At 64.3% G+C, this 21,726-nt stretch carries 18 protein-coding genes; 14 read left to right on the top strand and 4 right to left on the bottom strand.

The annotated features are described in order from the left end of the window. Positions 1–47: 47 nt before the first annotated feature. Together CAG00_RS14040 and gap are read right to left on the bottom strand one after the other, a co-directional pair. Positions 48–560: an RNA polymerase sigma factor gene (locus CAG00_RS14040; RefSeq protein WP_025337861.1), complete on the bottom strand. Its 513-nt coding sequence runs from the start codon at positions 558–560 to the stop codon at positions 48–50. Positions 561–805: 245 nt separating this feature from the next. Next, a complete protein-coding gene (gene gap, locus CAG00_RS14045) occupies positions 806–1,807 on the bottom strand; it encodes a type I glyceraldehyde-3-phosphate dehydrogenase (protein ID WP_041506241.1) in 1,002 nt (333 codons plus the stop codon). Between the two features lie 265 nt (positions 1,808–2,072). Here gap and edd point away from each other — a divergent pair, with 265 nt between their 5' ends. The 11 genes from edd (at position 2,073) to CAG00_RS14100 (ending at position 15,519) form a co-directional block, all read left to right on the top strand. Beyond that, on the top strand, positions 2,073–3,899 hold the full coding sequence (gene edd / locus CAG00_RS14050; protein WP_085664531.1) for a phosphogluconate dehydratase: 1,827 nt from the start codon (positions 2,073–2,075) through the stop codon (positions 3,897–3,899). Then, a complete protein-coding gene (locus CAG00_RS14055) occupies positions 3,896–4,858 on the top strand; it encodes a glucokinase (RefSeq protein ID WP_085664532.1) in 963 nt (320 codons plus the stop codon). The genes edd and CAG00_RS14055 overlap by 4 nt, the downstream gene beginning before the upstream one ends. A gap of 168 nt (positions 4,859–5,026) precedes the next feature. Then, positions 5,027–5,752 carry a two-component system response regulator GltR gene (gene gltR / locus CAG00_RS14060; RefSeq protein ID WP_025337864.1) on the top strand — a complete coding sequence of 242 codons (726 nt, stop codon included), beginning with the start codon at positions 5,027–5,029 and terminating at the stop codon, positions 5,750–5,752. Then, positions 5,733–7,187 (top strand): ATP-binding protein, encoded by a 1,455-nt coding sequence (locus CAG00_RS14065; protein WP_025337865.1) that lies wholly within the window; start codon positions 5,733–5,735, stop codon positions 7,185–7,187. The genes gltR and CAG00_RS14065 overlap by 20 nt, the downstream gene beginning before the upstream one ends. A 239-nt stretch (positions 7,188–7,426) precedes the next feature. Continuing rightward, positions 7,427–8,677 carry an AGE family epimerase/isomerase gene (locus tag CAG00_RS14070; protein WP_085664533.1) on the top strand — a complete coding sequence of 417 codons (1,251 nt, stop codon included), beginning with the start codon at positions 7,427–7,429 and terminating at the stop codon, positions 8,675–8,677. A 104-nt stretch (positions 8,678–8,781) separates the two neighbouring features. Further along, entirely contained in the window at positions 8,782–10,068 is a 1,287-nt protein-coding gene (locus tag CAG00_RS14075) for an ABC transporter substrate-binding protein (RefSeq protein ID WP_085664534.1), read from the top strand. Positions 10,069–10,249: 181 nt separating this feature from the next. After that, complete coding sequence (locus CAG00_RS14080; RefSeq protein WP_025337868.1) at positions 10,250–11,158, top strand: carbohydrate ABC transporter permease; 909 nt, start codon at positions 10,250–10,252, stop codon at positions 11,156–11,158. After that, positions 11,151–11,996 carry a carbohydrate ABC transporter permease gene (locus CAG00_RS14085; protein ID WP_075043901.1) on the top strand — a complete coding sequence of 282 codons (846 nt, stop codon included), beginning with the start codon at positions 11,151–11,153 and terminating at the stop codon, positions 11,994–11,996. Before CAG00_RS14080 ends, CAG00_RS14085 begins: the two co-directional genes overlap by 8 nt. A gap of 3 nt (positions 11,997–11,999) precedes the next feature. Further along, a complete protein-coding gene (locus CAG00_RS14090) occupies positions 12,000–13,154 on the top strand; it encodes an ABC transporter ATP-binding protein (RefSeq protein ID WP_085587535.1) in 1,155 nt (384 codons plus the stop codon). 101 nt (positions 13,155–13,255) lie between these two features. After that, positions 13,256–14,548 (top strand): carbohydrate porin, encoded by a 1,293-nt coding sequence (locus CAG00_RS14095; RefSeq protein WP_238067667.1) that lies wholly within the window; start codon positions 13,256–13,258, stop codon positions 14,546–14,548. 116 nt (positions 14,549–14,664) lie between these two features. Next, positions 14,665–15,519 carry a D-hexose-6-phosphate mutarotase gene (locus CAG00_RS14100; protein WP_013971129.1) on the top strand — a complete coding sequence of 285 codons (855 nt, stop codon included), beginning with the start codon at positions 14,665–14,667 and terminating at the stop codon, positions 15,517–15,519. Here the strand turns inward: CAG00_RS14100 and hexR are convergent. After that, complete coding sequence (gene hexR, locus CAG00_RS14105; RefSeq protein WP_169774905.1) at positions 15,512–16,375, bottom strand: DNA-binding transcriptional regulator HexR; 864 nt, start codon at positions 16,373–16,375, stop codon at positions 15,512–15,514. The genes CAG00_RS14100 and hexR overlap by 8 nt on opposite strands. Before the next feature lie 212 nt (positions 16,376–16,587). Here hexR and zwf point away from each other — a divergent pair, with 212 nt between their 5' ends. The 3 genes from zwf to CAG00_RS14120 are packed head-to-tail and all read left to right on the top strand — an operon-like array spanning position 16,588 to position 19,455. Further along, the gene (zwf, locus tag CAG00_RS14110) at positions 16,588–18,057 is read left to right on the top strand and encodes a glucose-6-phosphate dehydrogenase (RefSeq protein ID WP_085664535.1); all 1,470 of its coding nucleotides are present in this window, start codon (positions 16,588–16,590) and stop codon (positions 18,055–18,057) included. Continuing rightward, positions 18,044–18,757 carry a 6-phosphogluconolactonase gene (gene pgl, locus CAG00_RS14115; protein ID WP_085664536.1) on the top strand — a complete coding sequence of 238 codons (714 nt, stop codon included), beginning with the start codon at positions 18,044–18,046 and terminating at the stop codon, positions 18,755–18,757. The genes zwf and pgl overlap by 14 nt, the downstream gene beginning before the upstream one ends. A gap of 17 nt (positions 18,758–18,774) precedes the next feature. Then, a complete protein-coding gene (locus CAG00_RS14120) occupies positions 18,775–19,455 on the top strand; it encodes a bifunctional 4-hydroxy-2-oxoglutarate aldolase/2-dehydro-3-deoxy-phosphogluconate aldolase (RefSeq protein WP_025337874.1) in 681 nt (226 codons plus the stop codon). 239 nt (positions 19,456–19,694) lie between these two features. On the opposite strand, the gene leuA is transcribed toward CAG00_RS14120, so the two are convergent. After that, entirely contained in the window at positions 19,695–21,368 is a 1,674-nt protein-coding gene (gene leuA, locus CAG00_RS14125; protein WP_085587545.1) for a 2-isopropylmalate synthase, read from the bottom strand. Between the last annotated feature and the right edge of the window lie 358 nt (positions 21,369–21,726).

The following is a 21,726-nucleotide window of genomic DNA, read 5'->3' on the forward strand; positions in this document are numbered from 1 at the left end:
CGAATGATCAAGGCTGAGGCGGGGCGTGGCAAGGGCTTTGCGTTGCCTCACTTGAGGCGGTCGGCGACACCCATGCAGATCGCCATGATCAGTTTCAGTTCCTTCTGTACCGTGCTGGGCGAAACATTCAGTTGTTCGGCGATTTCCAGGTAGGTGGCGCCATGCAGGCGGCTGAGGATGAAGATGCGCTGCTGGCGTTCGCTCAACTGGTTGAGGCTGATGCTCAGGTGCTTGAGCAACTGCTCGGCATGGGCCGCATCCTCGCTGCTGGTGGCCGGCGCGGCCACGCTGTGCAGGACCTCGTCGGGCACGTCGTCGACCAGCATGCGCGATTGCACCCTGCGTGCGCGCAGGTGGTCGAGGGCCAGGTTGCGTGCGGTCTGGAACACGAACGGTTCGATGTGTTCGATGGGCCGCTCACCGAGGGCGCGGGACACCCGCAGGTAGGTTTCCTGCAGCAGGTCCTCGGCCGTGTTGGGGTTGCCCACCATGCGCTGCAAGGTGCGCAGCAGTGTAAGGCGCTGGACGAGGAAGACAGAGTTGAACCGGGACTGACTCACTGGGGGACCTGGCCGACGAAAGGTTAATGATAATGCTTATCATCCATATCGAAGGTCAAGCCTGGAAATGTTAGGAAAAGGTAAAGATTGTGAGTCCCAGCCTTGCGCGGTCCCATGTAGGAGCGGCCTTGTGTCGCGATGGGCTGCGCAGCAGCCCCAGGATTTTGGCCGTGGCACAGATTGCAGGGGGCTGCTGCGCAGCCCATCGCGACACAAGGCCGCTCCTACAGGGAGCGTGCCGAAGCTCAGCGGGCGCGGCACAACGCCAGACAGTTATCCAGCATGCGGTTGGAGAACCCCCACTCGTTGTCATACCAGGCCAGCACCTTGAGCATGCGCCCGTTGGCCCGGGTATGGTTGGCATCGAAGATCGACGACAGCGGGTTGTGGTTGAAGTCGCAGGAAACCAGCGGCAAGGCGTTGTAGCCCAATACCCTGGAATGCTTGCTGGCCTCGAGGAACAACTGGTTGACCTGCTCGGCCGTGGCCTCGCGCTTGAGGTTGACGGTGAGGTCCACCAGCGACACGTTGATCACCGGCACCCGTACCGCCATGCCGGTAAGCTTGCCGGCCAGCTCCGGCAGCACCAGGCCAACGGCCTCGGCAGCGCCGGTCTTGCTCGGGATCATCGACTGGGTCGCCGAGCGCGCACGGTACGGGTCGCCGTGGTACACATCTGTCAGCACCTGGTCGTTGGTATAGGCATGGATGGTGGTCATCAGGCCCTGTTCGATGCCGAACTCGCGGTGCAGCACCTGGGCAATCGGTGCCAGGCAGTTGGTGGTGCAGGAGGCATTGGAAATGATCTGGTGCGAGGCCCGCAGGATGTCATGGTTGACCCCGTACACCACGGTGGCATCGGCGCCTTTGGCCGGTGCCGAGACAATCACCTTGCCAGCTCCCGCAGCCAGGTGTGCGGCGGCCTTGGCGCGCTCGGTGAACAGTCCGGTGCATTCGAACACCACGTCGATCGCCTCGGCTTTCCAGGGCAGTTCGGCCGGGTTGCGGATGGCACTGACCGCGATACGGTCACCATTGACCGTGAGGCTTTCGTGGTCGGCCTCGACGCTGGCGTCGAAGGTGCCGTGCACGCTGTCGTACTTGAGCAGGTGGGCATTCATGGCGCTGTCGCCCAGGTCGTTGATGGCGACGACCTGCAGGTCCTGGCGGTAGCCTTGGGTATACAGTGCGCGCAGGACGTTGCGCCCGATGCGGCCGAATCCATTGATGGCGATGCGTAGGGTCATGGCAGTACCTCTGGCAGTCCGAGTGAAACCTGTGGCACAAAGGAGCTTCACTGAAACGGTTTTGTTGTTGGAATTACAAGATTATTCACCTGCCGATAGAAAACAAGCCTTTTTAGTGGCAGTATTTTGTTTAAACATACAACGAGTGGTTGGGCGACGTGCCTCCACCGATGCAGCGGGCTCCTCTACCTTGAGCCTAGGCCGCAATCGTTTGGAGGGGAAATGCCCGGTAAACCGCCCTTACAATTAGCCTGGAGTCCAGTACATGCATCCGCGCATCCTTGAGGTCACCCAGCGGCTGGTCGAACGTAGCCGTGCCACCCGCGAACGCTACCTGCAACTGATTCGCGGCGCGGCCAGTGACGGCCCCATGCGTGCCAGCCTGCAGTGCGCCAACTTCGCCCATGGCGTGGCCGGTTGCGGCAGCGACGACAAGCAGACCCTGCGCCTGATGAACGCGGCCAACGTGGCCATCGTCTCGGCCTACAACGACATGCTTTCGGCGCACCAGCCGTACCAGCACTTCCCCGAGCAGATCAAGCAGGCCCTGCGCGAGGTCGGCTCGGTCGGCCAGTTCGCCGGTGGCGTGCCGGCCATGTGCGATGGCGTGACTCAGGGCGAGCCGGGCATGGAGCTGGCCATCGCCAGCCGCGAAGTGATCGCCATGTCCACCGCCGTGGCCCTGTCGCACAACATGTTCGACGCCGCGCTGATGCTGGGCATCTGCGACAAGATCGTCCCCGGCCTGATGATGGGGGCGCTGCGCTTCGGCCACCTGCCGACCATCTTCGTTCCGGGCGGGCCGATGGTCTCCGGCATTTCCAACAAGCAGAAGGCCGACGTGCGCCAGCGCTATGCCGAAGGCAAGGCCAGCCGCGAAGAGCTGCTGGAGTCGGAGATGAAGTCCTACCACAGCCCTGGCACCTGTACCTTCTACGGCACTGCCAACACCAACCAGCTGGTGATGGAAGTGATGGGCCTGCACCTGCCGGGTGCCTCGTTCGTCAACCCGTACACACCGCTGCGCGATGCGCTCACCGCCGAGGCCGCGCAGCAGGTCACGCGCATGACCAAGGCCAGCGGCAACTTCATGCCGCTGGGTGAAATCGTCGACGAGAAGGCGCTGGTCAACTCCATCGTCGCCCTGCACGCCACCGGTGGCTCGACCAACCACACCCTGCACATCCCGGCGATTGCCCAGGCCGCGGGTATCCAGCTGACCTGGCAGGACATGGCCGACCTGTCCGAGGTAGTACCGACCCTGTCCCACGTCTACCCCAACGGCAAGGCCGACATCAACCACTTCCAGGCCGCGGGCGGCATGGCCTTCCTGATCCGCGAGCTGCTCGATGCCGGGCTGCTGCACGAAGACGTCAACACCGTGGCCGGCCATGGCCTGCGCCGCTACACCCAGGAGCCGTTCCTCGACAACGGCAAGCTGGTGTGGCGCGAAGGGCCGCAGCACAGCCTGGACGAAAGCATCCTGCGCCCGGTGGCGCGGCCGTTCTCGGCCGAAGGCGGCCTGCGGGTGATGGAGGGCAACCTTGGCCGCGGCGTGATGAAGGTGTCCGCTGTTGCCCCCGAGCACCAGGTGGTCGAGGCCCCGGCGCGGGTGTTCCACGACCAGCAGTCGCTGGCCGATGCGTTCAAGGCCGGCGAGCTGGAGCGTGACTTCGTCGCCGTGGTGCGCTTCCAGGGCCCGCGCTGCAACGGCATGCCCGAGCTGCACAAGCTCACACCGTTCCTCGGCGTGCTGCAGGACCGTGGCTTCAAGGTGGCGCTGGTGACCGACGGGCGCATGTCCGGTGCCTCGGGCAAGATCCCGGCGGCCATTCACGTTTGCCCCGAGGCTTATGACGGCGGCCCGCTGGCACGAGTGCGCGATGGTGATATGGTGCGGGTCGATGGTGTCGAAGGCACGCTGCGGGTAATGGTGTCGGCCGAAGAACTGGCCAGCCGCGACCTGCCGCCAGCGCCACAGGGCAACGACCTGGGCTGCGGGCGCGAGCTGTTCGGCTTCATGCGCATGGCGTTCAGCCCGGCAGAGCAGGGCGCCAGTGCGTTCACCTCGGCCCTGGAGAACCTCAAATGAAGGACCTGCTGGTTGGCGACATCGGCGGCACCAATGCCCGTTTTGCGTTGTGGCGTGACAACCAGCTGCACGAAGTGAAGGTCTTCGCCACCGAGGACTACACCAGCCCGGAACAGGCCATCGAGGCTTACCTTGAAGGCTTGGGCATTACCCGCGGCGGCGTGACTGCTGCCTGCCTGGCGGTGGCCGGGCCGGTCGATGGCGATGAGTTCCGCTTCACCAACAACCATTGGCGCCTCAGCCGCGTGGCCTTCTGCCAGACATTGCAGGTCGAGCGGCTGCTGCTGATCAACGATTTTACCGCCATGGCGCTGGGCATGACCCGTCTGCGCCCCGGCGAGTTCCGCGAAGTGTGCCCAGGCCAGGCAGACCTGTCGCGGCCGGCCCTGGTCATCGGCCCGGGTACCGGGCTGGGCGTGGGCGCGCTGCTGCGCCTGGACGAACAGCACTGGCATGCCCTGCCGGGGGAGGGCGGGCACGTCGACCTGCCAGTGGGCAATGCCCGCGAAGCGGCGATTCACCAACAGATTCACGCTCAGATCGGCCACGTCAGCGCCGAAACCGTGCTCAGTGGCGGTGGCCTGCTGCGCCTGTACCAGGCAATCTGCGCGCTGGACGGCGACACACCCCGACACAAGACCCCGGCACAGATCACCGATGCCGCGCTCGGCGGCGAGCCGCGGGCGCTGGCGGTGATCGAGCAGTTCTGCCGGTTCCTCGGCCGGGTCGCTGGTAACAATGTTCTGACGCTGGGCGCGCGGGGTGGGGTCTATATTGTCGGCGGCGTGATCCCGCGCTTTGCCGAGCTGTTCGTGCGCAGCGGGTTTGCCGCCAGTTTTTCCGACAAGGGATGCATGAGTGGCTATTTCGATGGCGTACCGGTTTGGCTAGTGACGGCGGAGTTTTCCGGGTTGCTGGGTGCCGGGGTGGCCTTGCAGCAGGCGCTGGATAACCGATAGGTAGCAGGGGGCCGCTGTGCGGCCCATCGCGACACAAGGCCGCTCCTACACGGGGCCGCGCCATTCTGTAGGAGCGGCCTTGTGTCGCGATGGGCTGCAAGGCAGCCCCCGAAGGCAACACCCGACAGCAGGCAAAAAGACCTGCAATCAACAAGAGGAAGGACCACCTTGAGCACTGCCGGCAAATCGATCCTGATGGTCGACGACGACCAGGAAATCCGCGAACTGCTGCAAACCTACCTGAGCCGCTCCGGCTTCCAGGTGCATGCCGAAGCCGACGGCAAGGGCTTTCGCCGCGCGCTGGAGTCCACCCCCTGCGACCTGGTCATCCTCGATGTCATGCTGCCCGACGAAGACGGCTTCAGCCTGTGCCGCTGGGTACGCCAGCATCCGCGCCAGGCACGGGTACCGATCATCATGCTCACCGCCAGCTCCGACGAAACCGACCGGGTCATCGGCCTGGAGCTGGGCGCCGACGACTACCTGGGCAAACCGTTCAGCCCCCGCGAACTGCAAGCGCGGATCAAGGCCCTGCTGCGCCGCGCCGAGTTCGGTCAGGCGGCGCCGGGCAGTGCGGTGCTGGCCTTCGACGACTGGCGCCTGGACACGGTCAGCCACCGGCTGTTCCATCGCGACGGTGAGGAGGTGATTCTCTCCGGCGCCGACTTCGCCCTGCTCAAGCTGTTCCTCGACCACCCACAGCAGATCCTCGACCGCGACACCATCGGCAACGCCACCCGTGGCCGCGAGCCGATGCCGCTGGACCGCATCGTCGACATGGCGGTCAGCCGCCTGCGCCAGCGCCTGCGCGATACCGACAAACCACCTCGGCTGATCCGCACCGTACGCGGCAGCGGCTACCTGTTGGCTGCCCATGTCTGCAATGCGCCCTGAGCGGCGCTGGCGACTGCTGCCGCGCTCGCTACTGGGGCGCATGCTGCTGCTGACCCTGCTGGTAGTGCTGCTGGCCCAGGGGTTGTCGAGCATCATCTGGGTTGCCCAATTGCGCGCCAGCCAGTTGCAGGGCCTGCGTGCCAGCGCCAGCAGCCTGGCTCATTCGATGAGTGCCAGTGTCAGCTACTTCCGTTCGTTGCCGGTGGCCTACCGGCCGATGGTCCTCGACCAGCTGCGCAGCATGGGCGGTACGCGCTTTTTCGTGTCGCTCAACGCCAAGCCGCTGGACATGCCGCTACTGCCCGTTACCCCGCGCAAGCAGGCGGTTATCGATGTGTTCCAGCAAGTGCTGCATGAGCGCCTGGGTTCGCAGATGGAAATTTCCGTGGAGTTCGTCGGGCCGGACGACCTGCGTATCTTCAACAGCGGCCTGAAGCTCGACGAACTGCCACGCTCCTGGGCGCATTACTCGCTGACCCTGGAGCCACTCAACCCGCCGGTGCTGGTCACCCAGATCCGCCTGGGCGAGGGTGAGTGGCTGTACATCGCCTCGCTGCTGCCCGAGCCCTACACCAGCCTGGAGGCCGAGCGCCTGCCGCGTCAGCAGATAGGCTTCATCGTGCTGACCACGGCCTTGCTGCTGTTGTTCATCGGCTTGCTGGTGCACTGGCAAAGCTGGCCGCTCAAGCGCCTGGCCCGGGCTGCGCGGGAGATGTCGCTGGGCGCCGATGTGGCGCCGGTGGCCGAAGGTGGTGGCAGCGAGGTGGTCGAAGTGGGGCGTGCGTTCAACAGCATGCGCGAGCGCATCAGCCGCTACCTGACCGAGCGCAGCCAGCTGTTCAGCGCCATTTCCCACGACCTGCGCACGCCGATCACCCGCTTGCGCCTGCGCGTCGAGCTGCTGGAGGACGAGCGCCTGCAGGCCAAGTTCAGCCAGGACCTGGACGAGCTGGAGCTGCTGGTCAAAGGCGCGTTGCAGTGCGTGAAGGACACCGACATCCACGAGAACATCGAGCCGGTAGACCTCAACCAGGTGCTGGAAATCCTGGCCGAGCCTTACCTGGGCGATGGCCGCATCACGCTCGAAGGCCGGGCGCTGGCGCCTTACCCGGGCAAGCCGCTGGCATTGCGGCGCTGCATCGGCAACCTGATCGACAACGCCATCAAGTACGGCGAACGGGCGCGGCTGCGCATCATCGACAGTGCCGAGGGGTTTGTGCTGCAGGTGGATGACCAGGGGCCGGGGGTGCCGCAGCAGCAACTGGAACAGGTGTTCGAGCCGCACTTCCGTCTGGCCGGGCAGCAGCAGGGGTACGGGCTGGGGTTGGGGATTGCGCGCAACATTGCCCATAGCCATGGCGGGGAGGTGAGCTTGCTGAACCTGCGTGAGGGCGGGTTGCGGGTGACCTTGTATCTGCCGCGGGGCATGGACTGAAGGGTTGTATTGCCTCTACCGGCCCCTTCGCGGGTAAACCCGCTCCCACAGGTTTTTGCATTAGCCTCGGAGTCTGGTGGACCTATGAGGACTTTGTGGGAGCGGGTTTACCCGCGAAGAGGCCGGTACGGGCAACACAAATGTCACTGGCTGGTGACAAATCCACCCTCCTTGGTGACATTCCCATCCAGGCCCGCTCACTAGAATTCGCAGACGATTGGCAAGGATCAAGCTGACCCATGAGCACCTCCAACCTGCCTTCCACCCGCTGGCTCGACGCCCCGGCGCACAACGCCTGGCGCATGGCAGAAGGGCAACGCCTGCTGGCCTTCGCCACGGCTTCGAAACTGCCCGATGGCTTCGGCAGCCTCGACGCCGCAGGCCTGCTTGCCCCCGGTGCCCGCGCCGAAACCCTGATCACCGCCCGCATGACCCACTGTTTCGCCCTGGCCCACCTGCAGGGCGTGCCCGGCTACCTGGCATATGCCGAACACGGTGTGGCCGCCCTGCGTGGCGCGCTGCAGGATGCCACCTACGGCGGCTGGTTCGCCCACCCCGGTGGCCATGACGACAGCGGCAAGGCGGCTTACCTGCATGCCTTTGTCGCCCTGGCCGCCAGCTCGGCGGTGATGGCAGGTGCTGGCGGTGCACCAGCCCTGCTGGCAGGCGCGGTGCAGGTGCTCGAAGCGCATTTCTGGAGCGAAGAGGAGGGTGCCCTTCGGGAAGCCTTCTCCCGCGCCTGGCAGTTGCCCGAGCTGTACCGTGGCGCCAACAGCAACATGCATGCGGTCGAGGCCTTCCTGGCCCTGGCAGACGTCACTGGCGACAGCCTGTGGCTGCAACGCGCCTTGCGCATCGCCGAACGCATCATCCATACCCATGCCGCTGCCAACGGCTACCGGGTCATCGAGCATTTCGACGCCCTCTGGCAGCCACTGCCGCACTACAACCAGGCGCACCCGGCCGACCACTTCCGGCCTTATGGTTCCACGCCCGGGCATGCCCTGGAGTGGGCGCGGTTGCTGCTGCACCTGGAAGCCAGCCTGGAACGGGCCGGCCTGCATGCCCCGCAGTGGCTGCCAGACTGCGCCCGCGCGTTGTTCGATACAGCCTGCCAGCAGGCCTGGAACGTCGATGGCGCACCCGGTTTCGTCTACACCCTGGACTGGGACGATCGCCCGGTGGTGCGCGCACGCCTGCACTGGGTGCATGCCGAAGCCTGCGCCGCCGCCGCGGCCCTGTTGCAGCGCACGGGCGAGGCGCACTACGAGCAGTGGTACCGCCGTTGCTGGGACTTCATCGCCAACCATTTCGTTGACCATGGCGCTGGCAGCTGGCACCACGAACTCGATGCGCACAACCAGCCGGCCGCGACCATCTGGCCAGGCAAGCCCGACCTCTACCATGCCTACCAGGCGCTGCTGCTGCCAGGCTTGCCACTGGCACCCAGCCTGGCCAGCAGCTTGGCCGGCAATGTAACCAAACGATGACATTCACGCATCGCTTCGTTACCTGGCGAGGCGAGCACGCTGTTTAGACTTCATGCAACGCAAGCGATCGACTTGCACGGCATAACAACAAGAAAGGTGCTTCGATGAATTCCACGCTCCGTCTCGCTGCCGCAATCTCACTGGCCTCCTTGTTCCCGCTGAGTGCCTTGGCTGCCGATGCCAAAGGCAGTGTCGAGGTGGTGCACTGGTGGACCTCCGGTGGTGAAAAAGCGGCGGTCGATGTGCTCAAGGCCCAGGTCGAAAAAGATGGCTTCACCTGGAAGGACGGCGCCGTCGCCGGTGGTGGTGGTGCCACCGCCATGACCGTGCTCAAGAGCCGCGCCGTGGCTGGCAACCCGCCGGGTGTCGCGCAGATCAAGGGCCCGGACATCCAGGACTGGGCGGCCACCGGTCTGCTCGACGCCGATGTGCTCAAGGATGTGGCCAAGGACGAAAAGTGGGACTCCCTGCTCGACAAGAAGGTCGCGGACACCGTGAAGTACGACGGTGACTATGTCGCCGTGCCGGTGAACATCCACCGCATCAACTGGCTGTGGATCAACCCCGACGTCTTCAAGAAGGCTGGTATCGACAAGGCGCCAGCCACCCTCGACGAATTCTACGCCGCCGCCGACAAGCTCAAGGCCGCCGGCTTCATCCCGCTCGCCCATGGCGGCCAGCCATGGCAGGACAGCACCGTGTTCGAAAGCGTTGTACTGGCGGTGATGGGTGCCGATGGCTACAAGAAGGCCTTGGTCGACCTCGACAGCGCGACCCTGACCGGCCCGCAGATGGTCAAGGCGCTGACCGAACTGAAAAAGGTCGCCACCTACATGGACCCGGACGGCAAAGGCCAGGACTGGAACCTGGAAGCGGCCAAGGTCATCAACGGCAAGGCCGGCATGCAGATCATGGGCGACTGGGCCAAGAGCGAATGGACCCTGGCGAAGAAAACCGCCGGCAAGGACTATCAGTGCGTGCCATTCCCCGGCACCGACAAGGCGTTCCTGTACAACATCGACTCGCTGGTGGTGTTCAAGCAGAACGACGCCGGCACGTCTGCCGGCCAGCAGGATATTGCCCGCAAGGTGCTGGGCGAGGACTTCCAGAAGGTCTTCAGCAGCAACAAGGGGTCGATTCCGGTGCGCAACGACATGCTGGCTGACATGAGCAAGTATGGCTTCGACGCCTGCGCGCAAACCTCCGCCAAGGACTTCCTGGCCGATGCCAAGAATGGCGGCCTGCAGCCGAGCATGGCGCACAACATGGCCACCACGCTGGCCGTGCAGGGCGCGTTCTTCGATGTGGTGACCAACTACATCAACGACCCCAAGGCCGACCCGGCCGATGCGGCGAAGAAGCTGGCGGCGGCGATCAAGGCTGCCCAGTAAAGCTGACGCGATTCCGTTGTAGGAGCGGCCTTGTGTCGCGATGGGCTGCGCAGCAGCCCCATAACCTGCGCACTCGATCTTTAAGGTAGGTAATCGACCTTGAGTCCTTTGGGGCTGCTGCGCAGCCCATCGCGACACAAGGCCGCTCCTACAGGGGAGTGCGGCGCCTTTGAGGTGAACCATGACCACAGCAACCGCCCAACTGCGGGCCTCACCCCTGGACGCGCTACAGCGCTGGCTGCCCAAGCTGGTGCTGGCGCCGAGCATGTTCATCGTCCTGGTGGGCTTCTACGGCTACATCCTCTGGACCTTCGTCCTGTCCTTCACCACCTCGACCTTCCTGCCGACCTACAAATGGGCCGGCCTGGCGCAGTATGCCCGGCTGTTCGACAACGACCGCTGGTGGGTGGCAAGCAAGAACCTGCTGCTGTTCGGCGGCCTGTTCATCGCCATCAGCCTGGTCATCGGCGTAGTGCTGGCAGTCTTGCTGGACCAGCGCATCCGTCGCGAAGGTTTCATCCGCACCATCTACCTGTACCCCATGGCGCTGTCGATGATCGTCACCGGCACCGCCTGGAAGTGGCTGCTCAACCCGGGCATGGGCCTGGACAAGCTGCTGCGTGACTGGGGCTGGGAGGGCTTTCGCCTGGACTGGCTGATCGATCCCGACCGGGTGGTGTACTGCCTGGTGATCGCCGCCGTGTGGCAGGCCTCGGGCTTCATCATGGCAATGTTCCTCGCCGGCCTGCGTGGCGTCGACCCGTCGATCATCCGTGCCGCGCAGATCGACGGCGCCAGCCTGCCGCGCATCTACTGGCGCGTGGTACTGCCCAGCCTGCGCCCGGTGTTCTTCAGCTCGCTGATGATCCTCGCGCACATTGCCATCAAGAGCTTCGATCTGGTGGCGGCGATGACTGCCGGCGGCCCTGGCTACTCGTCCGACCTGCCGGCGATGTTCATGTATTCGTTCACCTTCAGCCGCGGCCAGATGGGCATGGGCTCGGCCAGCGCCATCCTGATGCTCGGGGCGATCCTGGCGATCCTCGTGCCTTACCTGTACTCGGAGCTGCGGAGCAAACGCCATGCATAGCCCTCTCGACAAAGCGGTGCTTAGCCCGAGCCGCATCGCCATCCACGCGGTGCTGTTGCTGGCGGTGCTGCTGTACCTGGTGCCGCTGGTGGTGATGCTGCTGACCAGCTTCAAGACCCCGGACGACATCAGCACCGGCAACCTGCTGAGCTGGCCGGTGGCAATTACCGGCATCGGCTGGGTCAAGGCCTGGAGCACGGTCAGCGGTTACTTCTGGAACTCGATCATGATCACCGTGCCAGCGGTGCTCATCTCCACCGCCATCGGCGCGCTGAACGGCTATGTGCTGTCGATGTGGCGCTTCCGCGGTTCGCAGCTGTTCTTCGGCCTGCTGCTGTTCGGCTGCTTCCTGCCGTTCCAGACCGTGTTGCTGCCGGCCTCGTTCACCCTCGGCAAGCTCGGCCTGGCCAGCACCACCACCGGCCTGGTCCTGGTGCACGTGGTCTACGGCCTGGCCTTCACCACGCTGTTCTTCCGCAACTTCTACGTGAGCATCCCCGATGCGCTGGTCAAGGCTGCGCGCCTGGACGGTGCCGGGTTCTTCACCATCTTCCGCCGCATCATCCTGCCGATGTCCACGCCGATCATCATGGTCTGCCTGATCTGGCAGTTCACCCAGATCTGGAACGACTTCCTGTTCGGCGTGGTGTTCTCCAGCGGCGATTCGCAACCGATTACCGTGGCCCTGAACAACCTGGTCAACACCAGTACCGGGGCCAAGGAATACAACGTCGACATGGCGGCGGCGATGATCGCCGGCCTGCCAACCCTGCTGGTCTACGTGGTGGCAGGCAAATATTTCGTCCGCGGGCTGACTGCTGGCGCGGTAAAGGGGTAAGTCATGGCAACGCTCGAACTTCGCAATGTGAACAAGACCTACGGCAGCGGCCTGCCGGACACCCTCAAGGACATCCAGCTGTCGATCAAGGATGGCGAGTTCCTGATCCTGGTCGGCCCGTCGGGTTGCGGCAAGTCGACCTTGATGAACTGCATCGCCGGGCTGGAGCAGATCACCGGCGGCGCGATACTCATCGACCAGCAGGACGTCAGCGGCATGAGCCCCAAGGACCGCGACATCGCCATGGTGTTCCAGTCCTACGCGCTGTACCCGACCATGAGCGTGCGCGAGAACATCGAGTTCGGCCTGAAGATCCGCAAGCTGCCCCAGGCCGCCATCGACGAGGAAGTGGCGCGGGTGGCCAAGCTGTTGCAGATCGAGCACCTGCTGGCGCGCAAGCCGGCGCAGCTGTCCGGTGGCCAGCAGCAGCGCGTGGCCATGGGCCGGGCGCTGGCGCGGCGGCCGAAGATCTACCTGTTCGATGAACCGCTGTCCAACCTCGATGCCAAGCTGCGCGTCGAGATGCGTACCGAAATGAAACTGATGCACCAGCGCCTGAAGACCACCACCGTGTACGTCACCCATGACCAGATCGAGGCCATGACCCTGGGCGACAAGGTGGCGGTGATGAAGGACGGCATCATCCAGCAGTTCGGCACCCCGCAGCAGATCTACAACGATCCGGCCAACCAGTTCGTCGCCAGCTTCATCGGTTCGCCGCCGATGAACTTCATCCCGGTGCGCCTCACGCAACAGGACGGGCGCCTGCTGGCCGTGCTCGACAGCGGCCAGGCGCGTTGCGAACTGCCCCTGGGGGTAGCCGCTGACGAACTGGATGGCCGCGAGATCATCCTGGGCATCCGCCCCGAGCAGATTGCCCTGGGTGCAGCCGAGGGCAATGGCCTGCCCGGCATTCGCGCCGAGGTGCAGGTGACCGAGCCCACCGGGCCAGACCTGCTGGTGTTCGTAACCCTCAACCAGACCAAGGTCTGCTGCCGCCTGGCGCCGGATGTGGCGTGCCGGGTCGGCGACAGCCTGAACCTGCAATTCGACCCGGCACGGGTGCTGCTGTTCGACGCCGCCAGCGGCGAGCGCCTGCACCTGGCCACTACTGCCGCAACCATGAAAGACAATGTGGCGCACTTCAAAGGCCGATAACTCGTCTACACCATCAATAAGAACAAAGAGGACGCAAAGGGATGGAACAGCGCAAACGCATCAGGACATTAGGTTCGCTCGCCTTGCTCGCACCGCTGGCGATGGCCGCTGGCAGCGGCGCGCAGGCTGCCGAGGCTTTTTCCAGCGAATCGAAGTGGATGACCGGCGACTGGGGCGGCACCCGCACCGAGCTGCTGGAAAAGGGCTATGACTTCACTCTCGATTATGTCGGTGAGGTTGCCGGTAACCTGCACGGTGGTTACAACGACGACAAGACCGCGCGCTATAGCGACCAGTTCGCCCTGGGCGCGCATCTGGACCTGCAGAAAATCTTCGGCTGGCACGACGCCGAGTTCAAACTGGCGATCACCGAGCGCAGCGGCCGCAACCTGTCCAACGACCGCATCAGCGATCCGCGCGCCGGGCAGTTCAGCTCGGTGCAGGAAGTGTGGGGCCGCGGCCAGACCTGGCGCCTGACCCAGATGTGGGTCAAGCAGAAGTACTTCGACGGCGCACTGGACGTGAAATTTGGCCGCTTCGGCGAGGGCGAGGACTTCAACAGCTTCCCCTGCGACTTTCAGAACCTGGCCTTCTGCGGCTCGCAGGTGGGCAACTGGGTCGGCGGCATCTGGTACAACTGGCCGGTCAGCCAGTGGGCGCTGCGGGTGAAGTACAACATCACCCCGGAATTCTTCGTCCAGGTCGGCGCCTTCGAGCAGAACCCTTCCAACCTGGAAACCGGCAACGGCTTCAAGCTCAGTGGCAGCGGCACCAAGGGTGCGATCCTGCCGGTGGAAGCGGTGTGGTCACCCAAGGTCAACGGCCTGCCGGGCGAGTACCGCCTGGGTTACTACTACAGCACGGCCAAGGCCGATGATGTGTTCGATGACGTCAACGGCAACCCGCAGGCGCTGACGGGCGAAGCCTTCAAGTCGCACTCCAGCAAGCATGGCTGGTGGGTGGTGGCGCAGCAGCAGGTCACCGCCCATGGCGGCGACGTCAACCGTGGCCTGAGCCTGTTCGCCAACTTCACCGTGCACGACCAGGCCACCAACGTGGTCGACAACTACCAGCAGCTGGGGTTGGTCTACAAAGGCGCATTCGACGCCCGGCCCAAGGACGATATCGGCTTCGGCGTGGCGCGCATTCATGTGAATGATGACGTGAAGAAGCGCGCCGAACTGCTCAACGCCCAGAGCGGCATCAGCGATTACGACAACCCAGGCTTCGTGCCGCTGCAGCGTACCGAGTACAACGCCGAGCTCTACTACGGCTTCCACGTCACCAACTGGCTGACCGTGCGGCCCAACCTGCAATACATCAAGAGCCCCGGCGGGGTGGATGAGGTGGACAACGCGCTGGTCGCAGGTTTGAAGATTCAGTCGTCATTCTGAGAGCAATTGTTGTAAATTTACGCCAATCCACTTCGGTACCCGGCAGCCACTGGCCTTCAGTGGTTGTCGGGGATAGGCCGAGACAGCGCTATCTCAAACAACAAGAGCTCTGAACCATGCCCGAACATCCGCTCCATCGCTTCTTTACCTCGCAGCGGCCCCGGCCGACATTCGAGTGGGAGCGTTACCAGCAGCGCGATGTGCTGATCATCGACCATCCCCGTTGTCAGGCGGTGTTCAGCCGCCAGGGTGCGCAACTGCTGCATTTTCAACCAGCGGGTGAACGGCCCTGGCTGTGGTGCGCCGAGCAGTGGCCGCAGGTGGGGGCGATCCGCGGTGGTGTGCCGGTGTGCTGGCCATGGTATGGCCGCCACCCCAGCGAGGACTTGTGGCCGGCCCATGGCTGGGCGCGGCTGCTCGACTGGAAGCTGGTGGACAGCCGCGAGGACGAGGAGGGGGTAACCCTGAAATGGCGGCTGGACCTGTGCGACTGGCAGGTCGACCTGCATGCCCGGCTGGGTAGCCGCATGGAGCTGAGCCTGAGCACCGAGCACCAGGACAGCGAACCCTGCCAGCTGAGCCATGCCCTGCTGGCCTACTGGCGCATCAGTGACGTGTCCGAGATAGCGCTGTCCGGGCTGGAGGATATCGAAGGCTACGACCGCCTGAACCGCCAGGCCTGCCGTGAGGATGGCGCGCTGAAGCTCAAGGGCGGCTGCCAGAAGGTCTACCCCGGCACGCCGCGGGTGCAACTGCAGGACCCGGCCTGGCAGCGCGAGCTGTGCATTGATACCGGTGACAGCGACGACACGGTGGTCTGGCACCCGGGCAACCGCCCGCTGATGGGCGTGACCGGGCGTGAGTGCCAGCGCTTCGTCTGTGTCGAGGCCGCCAGCGGCAGTGGCGAGGGCCTGAGCCTGGCGCCGGGGCAGCGTGCCCACCTGCGCCTGCAGGCACACCGGCTCAGTTGAGCTCGTCGTCCTCGATCGGGTAGCGGCTGGCGTTGAGGCTTTCCTTGATCTTGCGCAGGTGCGGCTGGAAGTCCACGCCGCGCCGCAGGGTCATGCCGGTGGCCAGCACATCGAGCACGGTCAGCTGGATGATCCGCGAGGTCATCGGCATGTAGATGTCGGTGTCTTCCGGCAGCGGAATGTGCAGGCTCAGGCTGCAGGCATTGGCCAGTGGCGAACCGGCAGCGGTCAGGCCCAGCACCGAGGCGCCGTTTTCCCGGGCCAGGCGGGCCACCTCGACCAGTTCGCGGGTGCGCCCGGTGTAGGAGATGATCACGAACAGGTCGCCGGTGTGCGCCACCGAGGCCAGCATGCGCTGCATCAGCACGTCGGCGTGGGCCGATACTGCCAGGTTGAAGCGGAAGAACTTGTGCTGGGCGTCCAGCGCCACCGGGGCCGAGGCGCCCAGGCCGAAGAAGTGGATCTGCCGGGCCTGGATCATCATGTCCACGGCACGGCTGACCTGCTGCGGGTCGAGCTGCTGGCAGGCGCTGTCGAGCGAGGCGATGGCACTGGCGAAGATCTTCTGGGTGTAGGCGGCCGGGTCATCGTCAGCCTCCACTGCGCGGCTGACGTAGGCGGCGCCGCTGGCCAGGCTCTGCGCCAGCTGCAGCTTGAGCTCGGGGTAGCCGCTGACGCCGAACGAGCGGCAGAAGCGGTTGACGGTAGGTTCGCTGACCTTGGCCGCCTGGGCCAGCGCAGCAATGCTGAAACGGGTGGCTTGTTGCGGGTTGAGCAGGATGACTTCGGCGACTTTGCGTTCGGCCTTGTTCAGCTCGTCGAGGCGGCCCTGGATCTGTTCCAGGAGGTTTCGCACGCGGTCCATGGGGTGTGTCCTTGGGTCGGGAAGACAGCCGGCTGTGGGAGCAGCAGGCTTTTTGCACGGTCGTCTATCGTACTGTCGGCGCGGTTGACGTACCACTTGTCTGTAACACTTGTGTTTAATGTTGTGGTTTTTACTACATTATCCCTTGAAAACCGTATGTGAAAGCGGTATTCCTAGACCAACTTTAGGAAAGAACCAACATCATGGCTGCGATCAGTGTCGAACCTTGCACCTTTGCCCTGTTTGGCGCCCTCGGCGACCTGGCATTGCGCAAGCTGTTTCCTGCGCTCTATCAGCTCGACCGGGCCAACCTGTTGCACCCGGAAACCCGCCTGCTGGCGCTGGCCCGCGAGGCCGGTAGCGCGCAGGGCCACCTGGACAGCATCGAAGCGCACCTGCGCCGGCATGTGCCCGAGGCCGATATCGAGCCCGCCGCGCTGGGCCGTTTCCTCGCCAGGCTGAGCTACCAGCACCTGGACTTCCTCCAGCCCGAGGGCTACCAGGCCCTGGCCGAGCAGTTGCCGGGCGAGCTGCCGCTGATCGCCTACTTCGCCACCGCTGCGGCGGTGTACGGGGCCATTTGCGAAAACCTCGACAAGGCCGGGCTGGCCGAACGCACCCGGGTGGTGCTGGAGAAGCCCATTGGCCACGACCTGGAGTCGTCGCGCCGGGTCAACGATGCCGTGGCGCGGTTCTTCCCAGAGAGCCGGGTCTACCGCATCGACCACTACCTGGGCAAGGAAACGGTGCAGAACCTGATCGCCCTGCGTTTCGCCAACAGCCTGTTCGAAACCCAGTGGAACCAGAATTCCATCTCCCATGTGGAGATCACAGTCGCCGAGAAGGTCGGTATCGAAGGCCGCTGGGGCTACTTCGACAAGGCCGGCCAGCTGCGCGACATGATCCAGAACCACCTGCTGCAGCTGCTGTGCCTGATCGCCATGGACCCGCCCAGCGAACTGTCGGCCGATGCCATCCGTGACGAGAAGGTCAAGGTACTCAAGGCCCTGGCACCGATCACCGGTGAAGGGCTGAGCACCCGTGTGGTGCGCGGCCAGTACATCGCCGGCTACAGCGATGGCAAGCCGGTGCCTGGGTACCTGGAAGAGGACAACGCCAACGCCCAGAGCGACACCGAGACCTTCGTCGCCCTGCGTGCCGACATCCGCAACTGGCGCTGGTCGGGGGTGCCGTTCTACCTGCGTACCGGCAAGCGCATGCCGCAGAAGCTGTCGCAGATCGTCATCCACTTCAAGGAAACGCCGCACTACATCTTCGCCCCGGAACAGCGTTTGCAGATCGGTAACAAGCTGATCATCCGCCTGCAACCGGACGAAGGCATCTCTTTACGGGTGATGACCAAGGAGCAGGGCCTGGACAAAGGCATGCAACTGCGCAGCGGCCCGTTGCAGCTGAATTTCTCCGATACCTGGCGCAGTGCACGGATTCCGGATGCCTACGAGCGGCTGTTGCTCGAAGTGATGCGCGGTAACCAGAACCTGTTCGTGCGCAAGGACGAAATCGAGTATGCCTGGAAGTGGTGCGACCAGCTGATCGCCGGCTGGCGTAACGCGGGCGATGCGCCCAAGCCATACGCGGCAGGCTCCTGGGGGCCGATGAGCTCGATTGCACTGATCACACGCGATGGGAGGTCGTGGTATGGGGATATCTGAACTGAAACTGCCAGCGGCTGTGAAGGTACACGAGCTGGCGGATGCCAAGGCTCTGGCCGCGACCCAGGCCCATGACGTGGCCGAGCGCCTGCGCGCGGCCATTGCCGCCAAGGGCCAGGCCTGCGTGGTGCTGTCCGGTGGTCGCAGCCCGGTGCCGTTCCTCGAGCAGCTGGCCAGCGAAAACCTCGACTGGGCCAAGGTCACCGTCAGCCTGGCCGATGAGCGCTGGGTGCCGGTGGAGCACGCCGACAGCAACGCCGGCCTGCTGGCCCGCCACCTGTTCAAGGGCGCGGCGGCCAAGGCCCGCTTCGTTGGCCTTTACCAGCAGGCGGAGAACCTCGATGCCGCCGCGGGCAAGGCCGATCAGGCCCTGGCCAAACTGCCGCCGATCGACGTACTGGTGCTGGGCATGGGGGATGATGGCCATACCGCTTCGCTGTTCCCTGCCAGCCCCAACCTGGAGGCAGGCCTCGACCTGGCCAACCCACGCCGCTGCCTGCCCTTGCTGGCACCGAGCGTGCCGCGCCAGCGCCTGTCTATGACCCGCTCGCTGCTGGCCAGCTCCGCCTTTACCGCGCTGTCCGTACAAGGGCAGGGCAAACTCGCTACCCTGCGCGCCGCGCTGGCTGGCAACGACCTTACCGAAATGCCGATTCGCGCTTTTCTTCACGCCCCCCTGGACATCTACTGGTGCCCATGAGCCAAGGATCCACAGTCATGACCACCCTCGAACGCCCACAGCCCAAGCTCTCGATGGCCGACAAAGCCGCACGGATCGACGCCATTTGCGAAAAGGCGCGCATCCTGCCGGTGATCACCATCGCCCGTGAGGAAGACATCCTGCCGCTGGCTGACGCCCTGGCCGCCGGCGGTATCCGTACCCTGGAAGTGACCTTGCGCTCGCAATATGGCCTGAAGGCCATCCAGGTGTTGCGCGAGCAGCGCCCGGAGCTTTGTGTCGGCGCCGGCACCGTGCTCGATCGCGGCATGTTCGCCGCCGTTGAGGCTGCGGGTGCGCAATTCGTCGTTACCCCAGGCATTACCCAGGACATTCTCGAAGCCGGTGTGGACAGCGAGATCCCGCTGCTGCCAGGCATCAGCACACCGTCCGAAATCATGATGGGCTACGCCCTGGGCTACCGCCGCTTCAAGCTGTTCCCGGCGGAGATCAGCGGCGGCGTGGCGGCGATCAAGGCCTTTGGCGGCCCGTTCGGCGATATTCGTTTCTGCCCTACGGGCGGTGTGAACCCGGCCAACGTGCGCAATTACATGGCGCTGCCCAATGTGATGTGCGTGGGTGGCACCTGGATGCTCGACAGCAGCTGGATCAAGAACGGCGACTGGGCGCGGATCGAAGCGTGCAGCGCGGAGGCGATGGCGCTGCTGGACGCCAACTGAATTTGTTGTGTGCTTTACGGCTTGTGGGGCGCTTGGTCGGCGCCCCTTTTTTTTGCCTGGAGATCTTGCAGCGCTTGTACCGGCCCTTTCGCGGGTGAACCCGCTCCCACAGGTACTTTACAGATGCTGAGTGCAGCGCGATCCCTGTGGGAGCGGGTTCACCCGCGAAGAGGCCGGCACAGGCCAACAAAAAAGCCCGCATCAAACGATGCGGGCTTCCTCATTCATTGCGGCACGGCTCAGGCCGCCTTGGCTTCCTGCAGGCTCAGCGAGCGGTTCAGCGCGCTGAACAGTGCCTTGAAGCTGGCCGTGGTGATGTTTTCATCGATACCCACACCATGCACCGGGCGGCCACCGGCCACGCGCAGTTCGATATAGGCCGCGGCCTTGGCATTGGTACCGGCGCCAATGGCATGCTCGTTGTAGTCCATGATCTCCACGGCAATCGGCAGGCCGGCCACCAGTGCTTCCAGTGCGCCGTTGCCCTTGCCACGCCAGTGCAGGGTAGTTTCGCCTTCACCGGCGACTTCCACTTCCACGGCGCTGTGGCCGTTCTCTTCCTGCAGGCGGTGGCTGACCAGCGCGTACGGGGCGTTGGCCTGGAGGTATTCCTTGTGCAGCAGGCTGTAGATCTGCTGGGCGGTCATTTCCAGGCCCAGGCGGTCGGTTTCACCCTGCACTACCTGGCTGAACTCGATCTGCATGCGGCGCGGCAGGCTGATGCCGTATTCCTGCTCGAGCAGGTAGGTGATGCCGCCTTTGCCCGACTGGCTGTTGACGCGGATTACCGCCTCGTAGCTGCGGCCGATGTCGGCCGGGTCGATCGGCAAGTAAGGCACTTCCCACAGCTCGCCTTCCTGCTGCTTGGCGAAGCCCTTGCGGATGGCATCCTGGTGCGAGCCGGAGAACGCGGTGTGGACCAGGTCGCCCACGTACGGGTGGCGTGGGTGCACCGGCAGCTGGTTGCACTCTTCGACCACCTTGCGCACGCCGTCGATGTCGGAGAAGTCCAGCAGCGGGTCGATGCCCTGGGTGTAGAGGTTCAACGCCAGGGTCACCAGGTCGACGTTACCGGTACGCTCGCCGTTGCCGAACAGGCAGCCTTCGGCGCGATCGGCACCGGCCATCAGGCCCAGTTCGGTGGCGGCAATGCCGGTGCCACGGTCGTTGTGGCAGTGCAGGCTGATGATCACGCTGTCGCGACGGCTGACATTACGGCAGAACCATTCGATCTGGTCGGCGTAGATGTTCGGGGTGGACACTTCCACGGTGGCCGGCAGGTTGAGGATGATCTTGTGCTCGGGGGTCGGGTTCCACACCTCGATGACCGCGTCGCAGACTTCCTTGGCGAACTCCATCTCGGTGGCGCTGAAGGTTTCCGGCGAGTACTGGAAGGTCCACTGGGTTTCCGGCTGCTGGGCGGCGTACTTGACGAACAGCTTGGCCGCGTTCACCGCGATGTCCTTCACGCCTTGCTTGTCCTGGTTGAAGACGATGCGGCGGAACGACGGGCTGGTGGCGTTGTACAGGTGGACGATGGCCTTCTTCGCCCCGCGCAGCGACTCGAAGGTGCGGGCGATGAGGTCTTCACGGGCCTGGGTGAGCACCTGGATGGTGGTGTCGTCCGGGATGTGGCCGTCTTCGATCAGCATGCGCACGAAATCGAAATCGGTCTGCGAAGCGGATGGGAACGAGGCTTCGATTTCCTTCACGCCAACCTGCACCAGGGTCTTCCAGAAGCGCAGTTTCTTCTCCGAATCCATTGGCTCGATCAGCGACTGGTTGCCATCACGCAGGTCGGAGCTGCACCAGATTGGCGCGGCGGTGATGGTCTTCGACGGCCAGGTACGGTCAGGCAGGTCGATGGTCGGGAAAGCGCGGTATTTCTTCGAAGGGTCTTTGAGCATGGTCATGGAAGCAATCCTTTTGTGTGCGGCCGAGATCGGGCCTGCCGAGCGATAACGAGATGAAAGGCGAGGCGACGCGATTCAGCCTGGTAGTCGGGCGCTGACCAGGCAGAGGCTGCGATGTTGTCGGAGCAGGATGAGGGTGCTGAAGGTTTTCATGCCTTCAACCCTAACCAGTGGGGTGGGGGATGGCAAGCGTTCAGGAAAAATTGAGAGGAATGCTTAAAAAAAGCTTATAGGCGAGATTTTATAGCAGGAAAGCAAGGCTGGCTTCTTGATTGTTGCGCAGTATTTTTCGATGGCGCAACACAGTTGAACTGATGTCGACTGTGCTGGCCCTTTCGCGGGTGAACCCGCTCCCACA

It is taken from the genome of Pseudomonas sp. B5(2017), assembly GCF_002112825.1.
Classification (GTDB): Bacteria; Pseudomonadota; Gammaproteobacteria; order Pseudomonadales; family Pseudomonadaceae; genus Aquipseudomonas; species Aquipseudomonas putida_Z.

Coding starts and splice junctions, on each gene's coding strand:
- gap (WP_041506241.1), bottom strand. CDS start 1,807: ATGACCCTACGCATCGCCATCAATGGATTCGGCCGCATCGGGCGCAAC.
- CAG00_RS14120 (WP_025337874.1), top strand. CDS start 18,775: ATGACCACCCTCGAACGCCCACAGCCCAAGCTCTCGATGGCCGACAAA.
- zwf (WP_085664535.1), top strand. CDS start 16,588: ATGGCTGCGATCAGTGTCGAACCTTGCACCTTTGCCCTGTTTGGCGCC.
- CAG00_RS14055 (WP_085664532.1), top strand. CDS start 3,896: ATGAAGGACCTGCTGGTTGGCGACATCGGCGGCACCAATGCCCGTTTT.
- CAG00_RS14075 (WP_085664534.1), top strand. CDS start 8,782: ATGAATTCCACGCTCCGTCTCGCTGCCGCAATCTCACTGGCCTCCTTG.
- CAG00_RS14065 (WP_025337865.1), top strand. CDS start 5,733: ATGTCTGCAATGCGCCCTGAGCGGCGCTGGCGACTGCTGCCGCGCTCG.
- edd (WP_085664531.1), top strand. CDS start 2,073: ATGCATCCGCGCATCCTTGAGGTCACCCAGCGGCTGGTCGAACGTAGC.
- CAG00_RS14085 (WP_075043901.1), top strand. CDS start 11,151: ATGCATAGCCCTCTCGACAAAGCGGTGCTTAGCCCGAGCCGCATCGCC.
- leuA (WP_085587545.1), bottom strand. CDS start 21,368: ATGACCATGCTCAAAGACCCTTCGAAGAAATACCGCGCTTTCCCGACC.
- CAG00_RS14070 (WP_085664533.1), top strand. CDS start 7,427: ATGAGCACCTCCAACCTGCCTTCCACCCGCTGGCTCGACGCCCCGGCG.
- CAG00_RS14100 (WP_013971129.1), top strand. CDS start 14,665: ATGCCCGAACATCCGCTCCATCGCTTCTTTACCTCGCAGCGGCCCCGG.
- CAG00_RS14090 (WP_085587535.1), top strand. CDS start 12,000: ATGGCAACGCTCGAACTTCGCAATGTGAACAAGACCTACGGCAGCGGC.
- CAG00_RS14080 (WP_025337868.1), top strand. CDS start 10,250: ATGACCACAGCAACCGCCCAACTGCGGGCCTCACCCCTGGACGCGCTA.
- pgl (WP_085664536.1), top strand. CDS start 18,044: ATGGGGATATCTGAACTGAAACTGCCAGCGGCTGTGAAGGTACACGAG.
- CAG00_RS14095 (WP_238067667.1), top strand. CDS start 13,256: ATGGCCGCTGGCAGCGGCGCGCAGGCTGCCGAGGCTTTTTCCAGCGAA.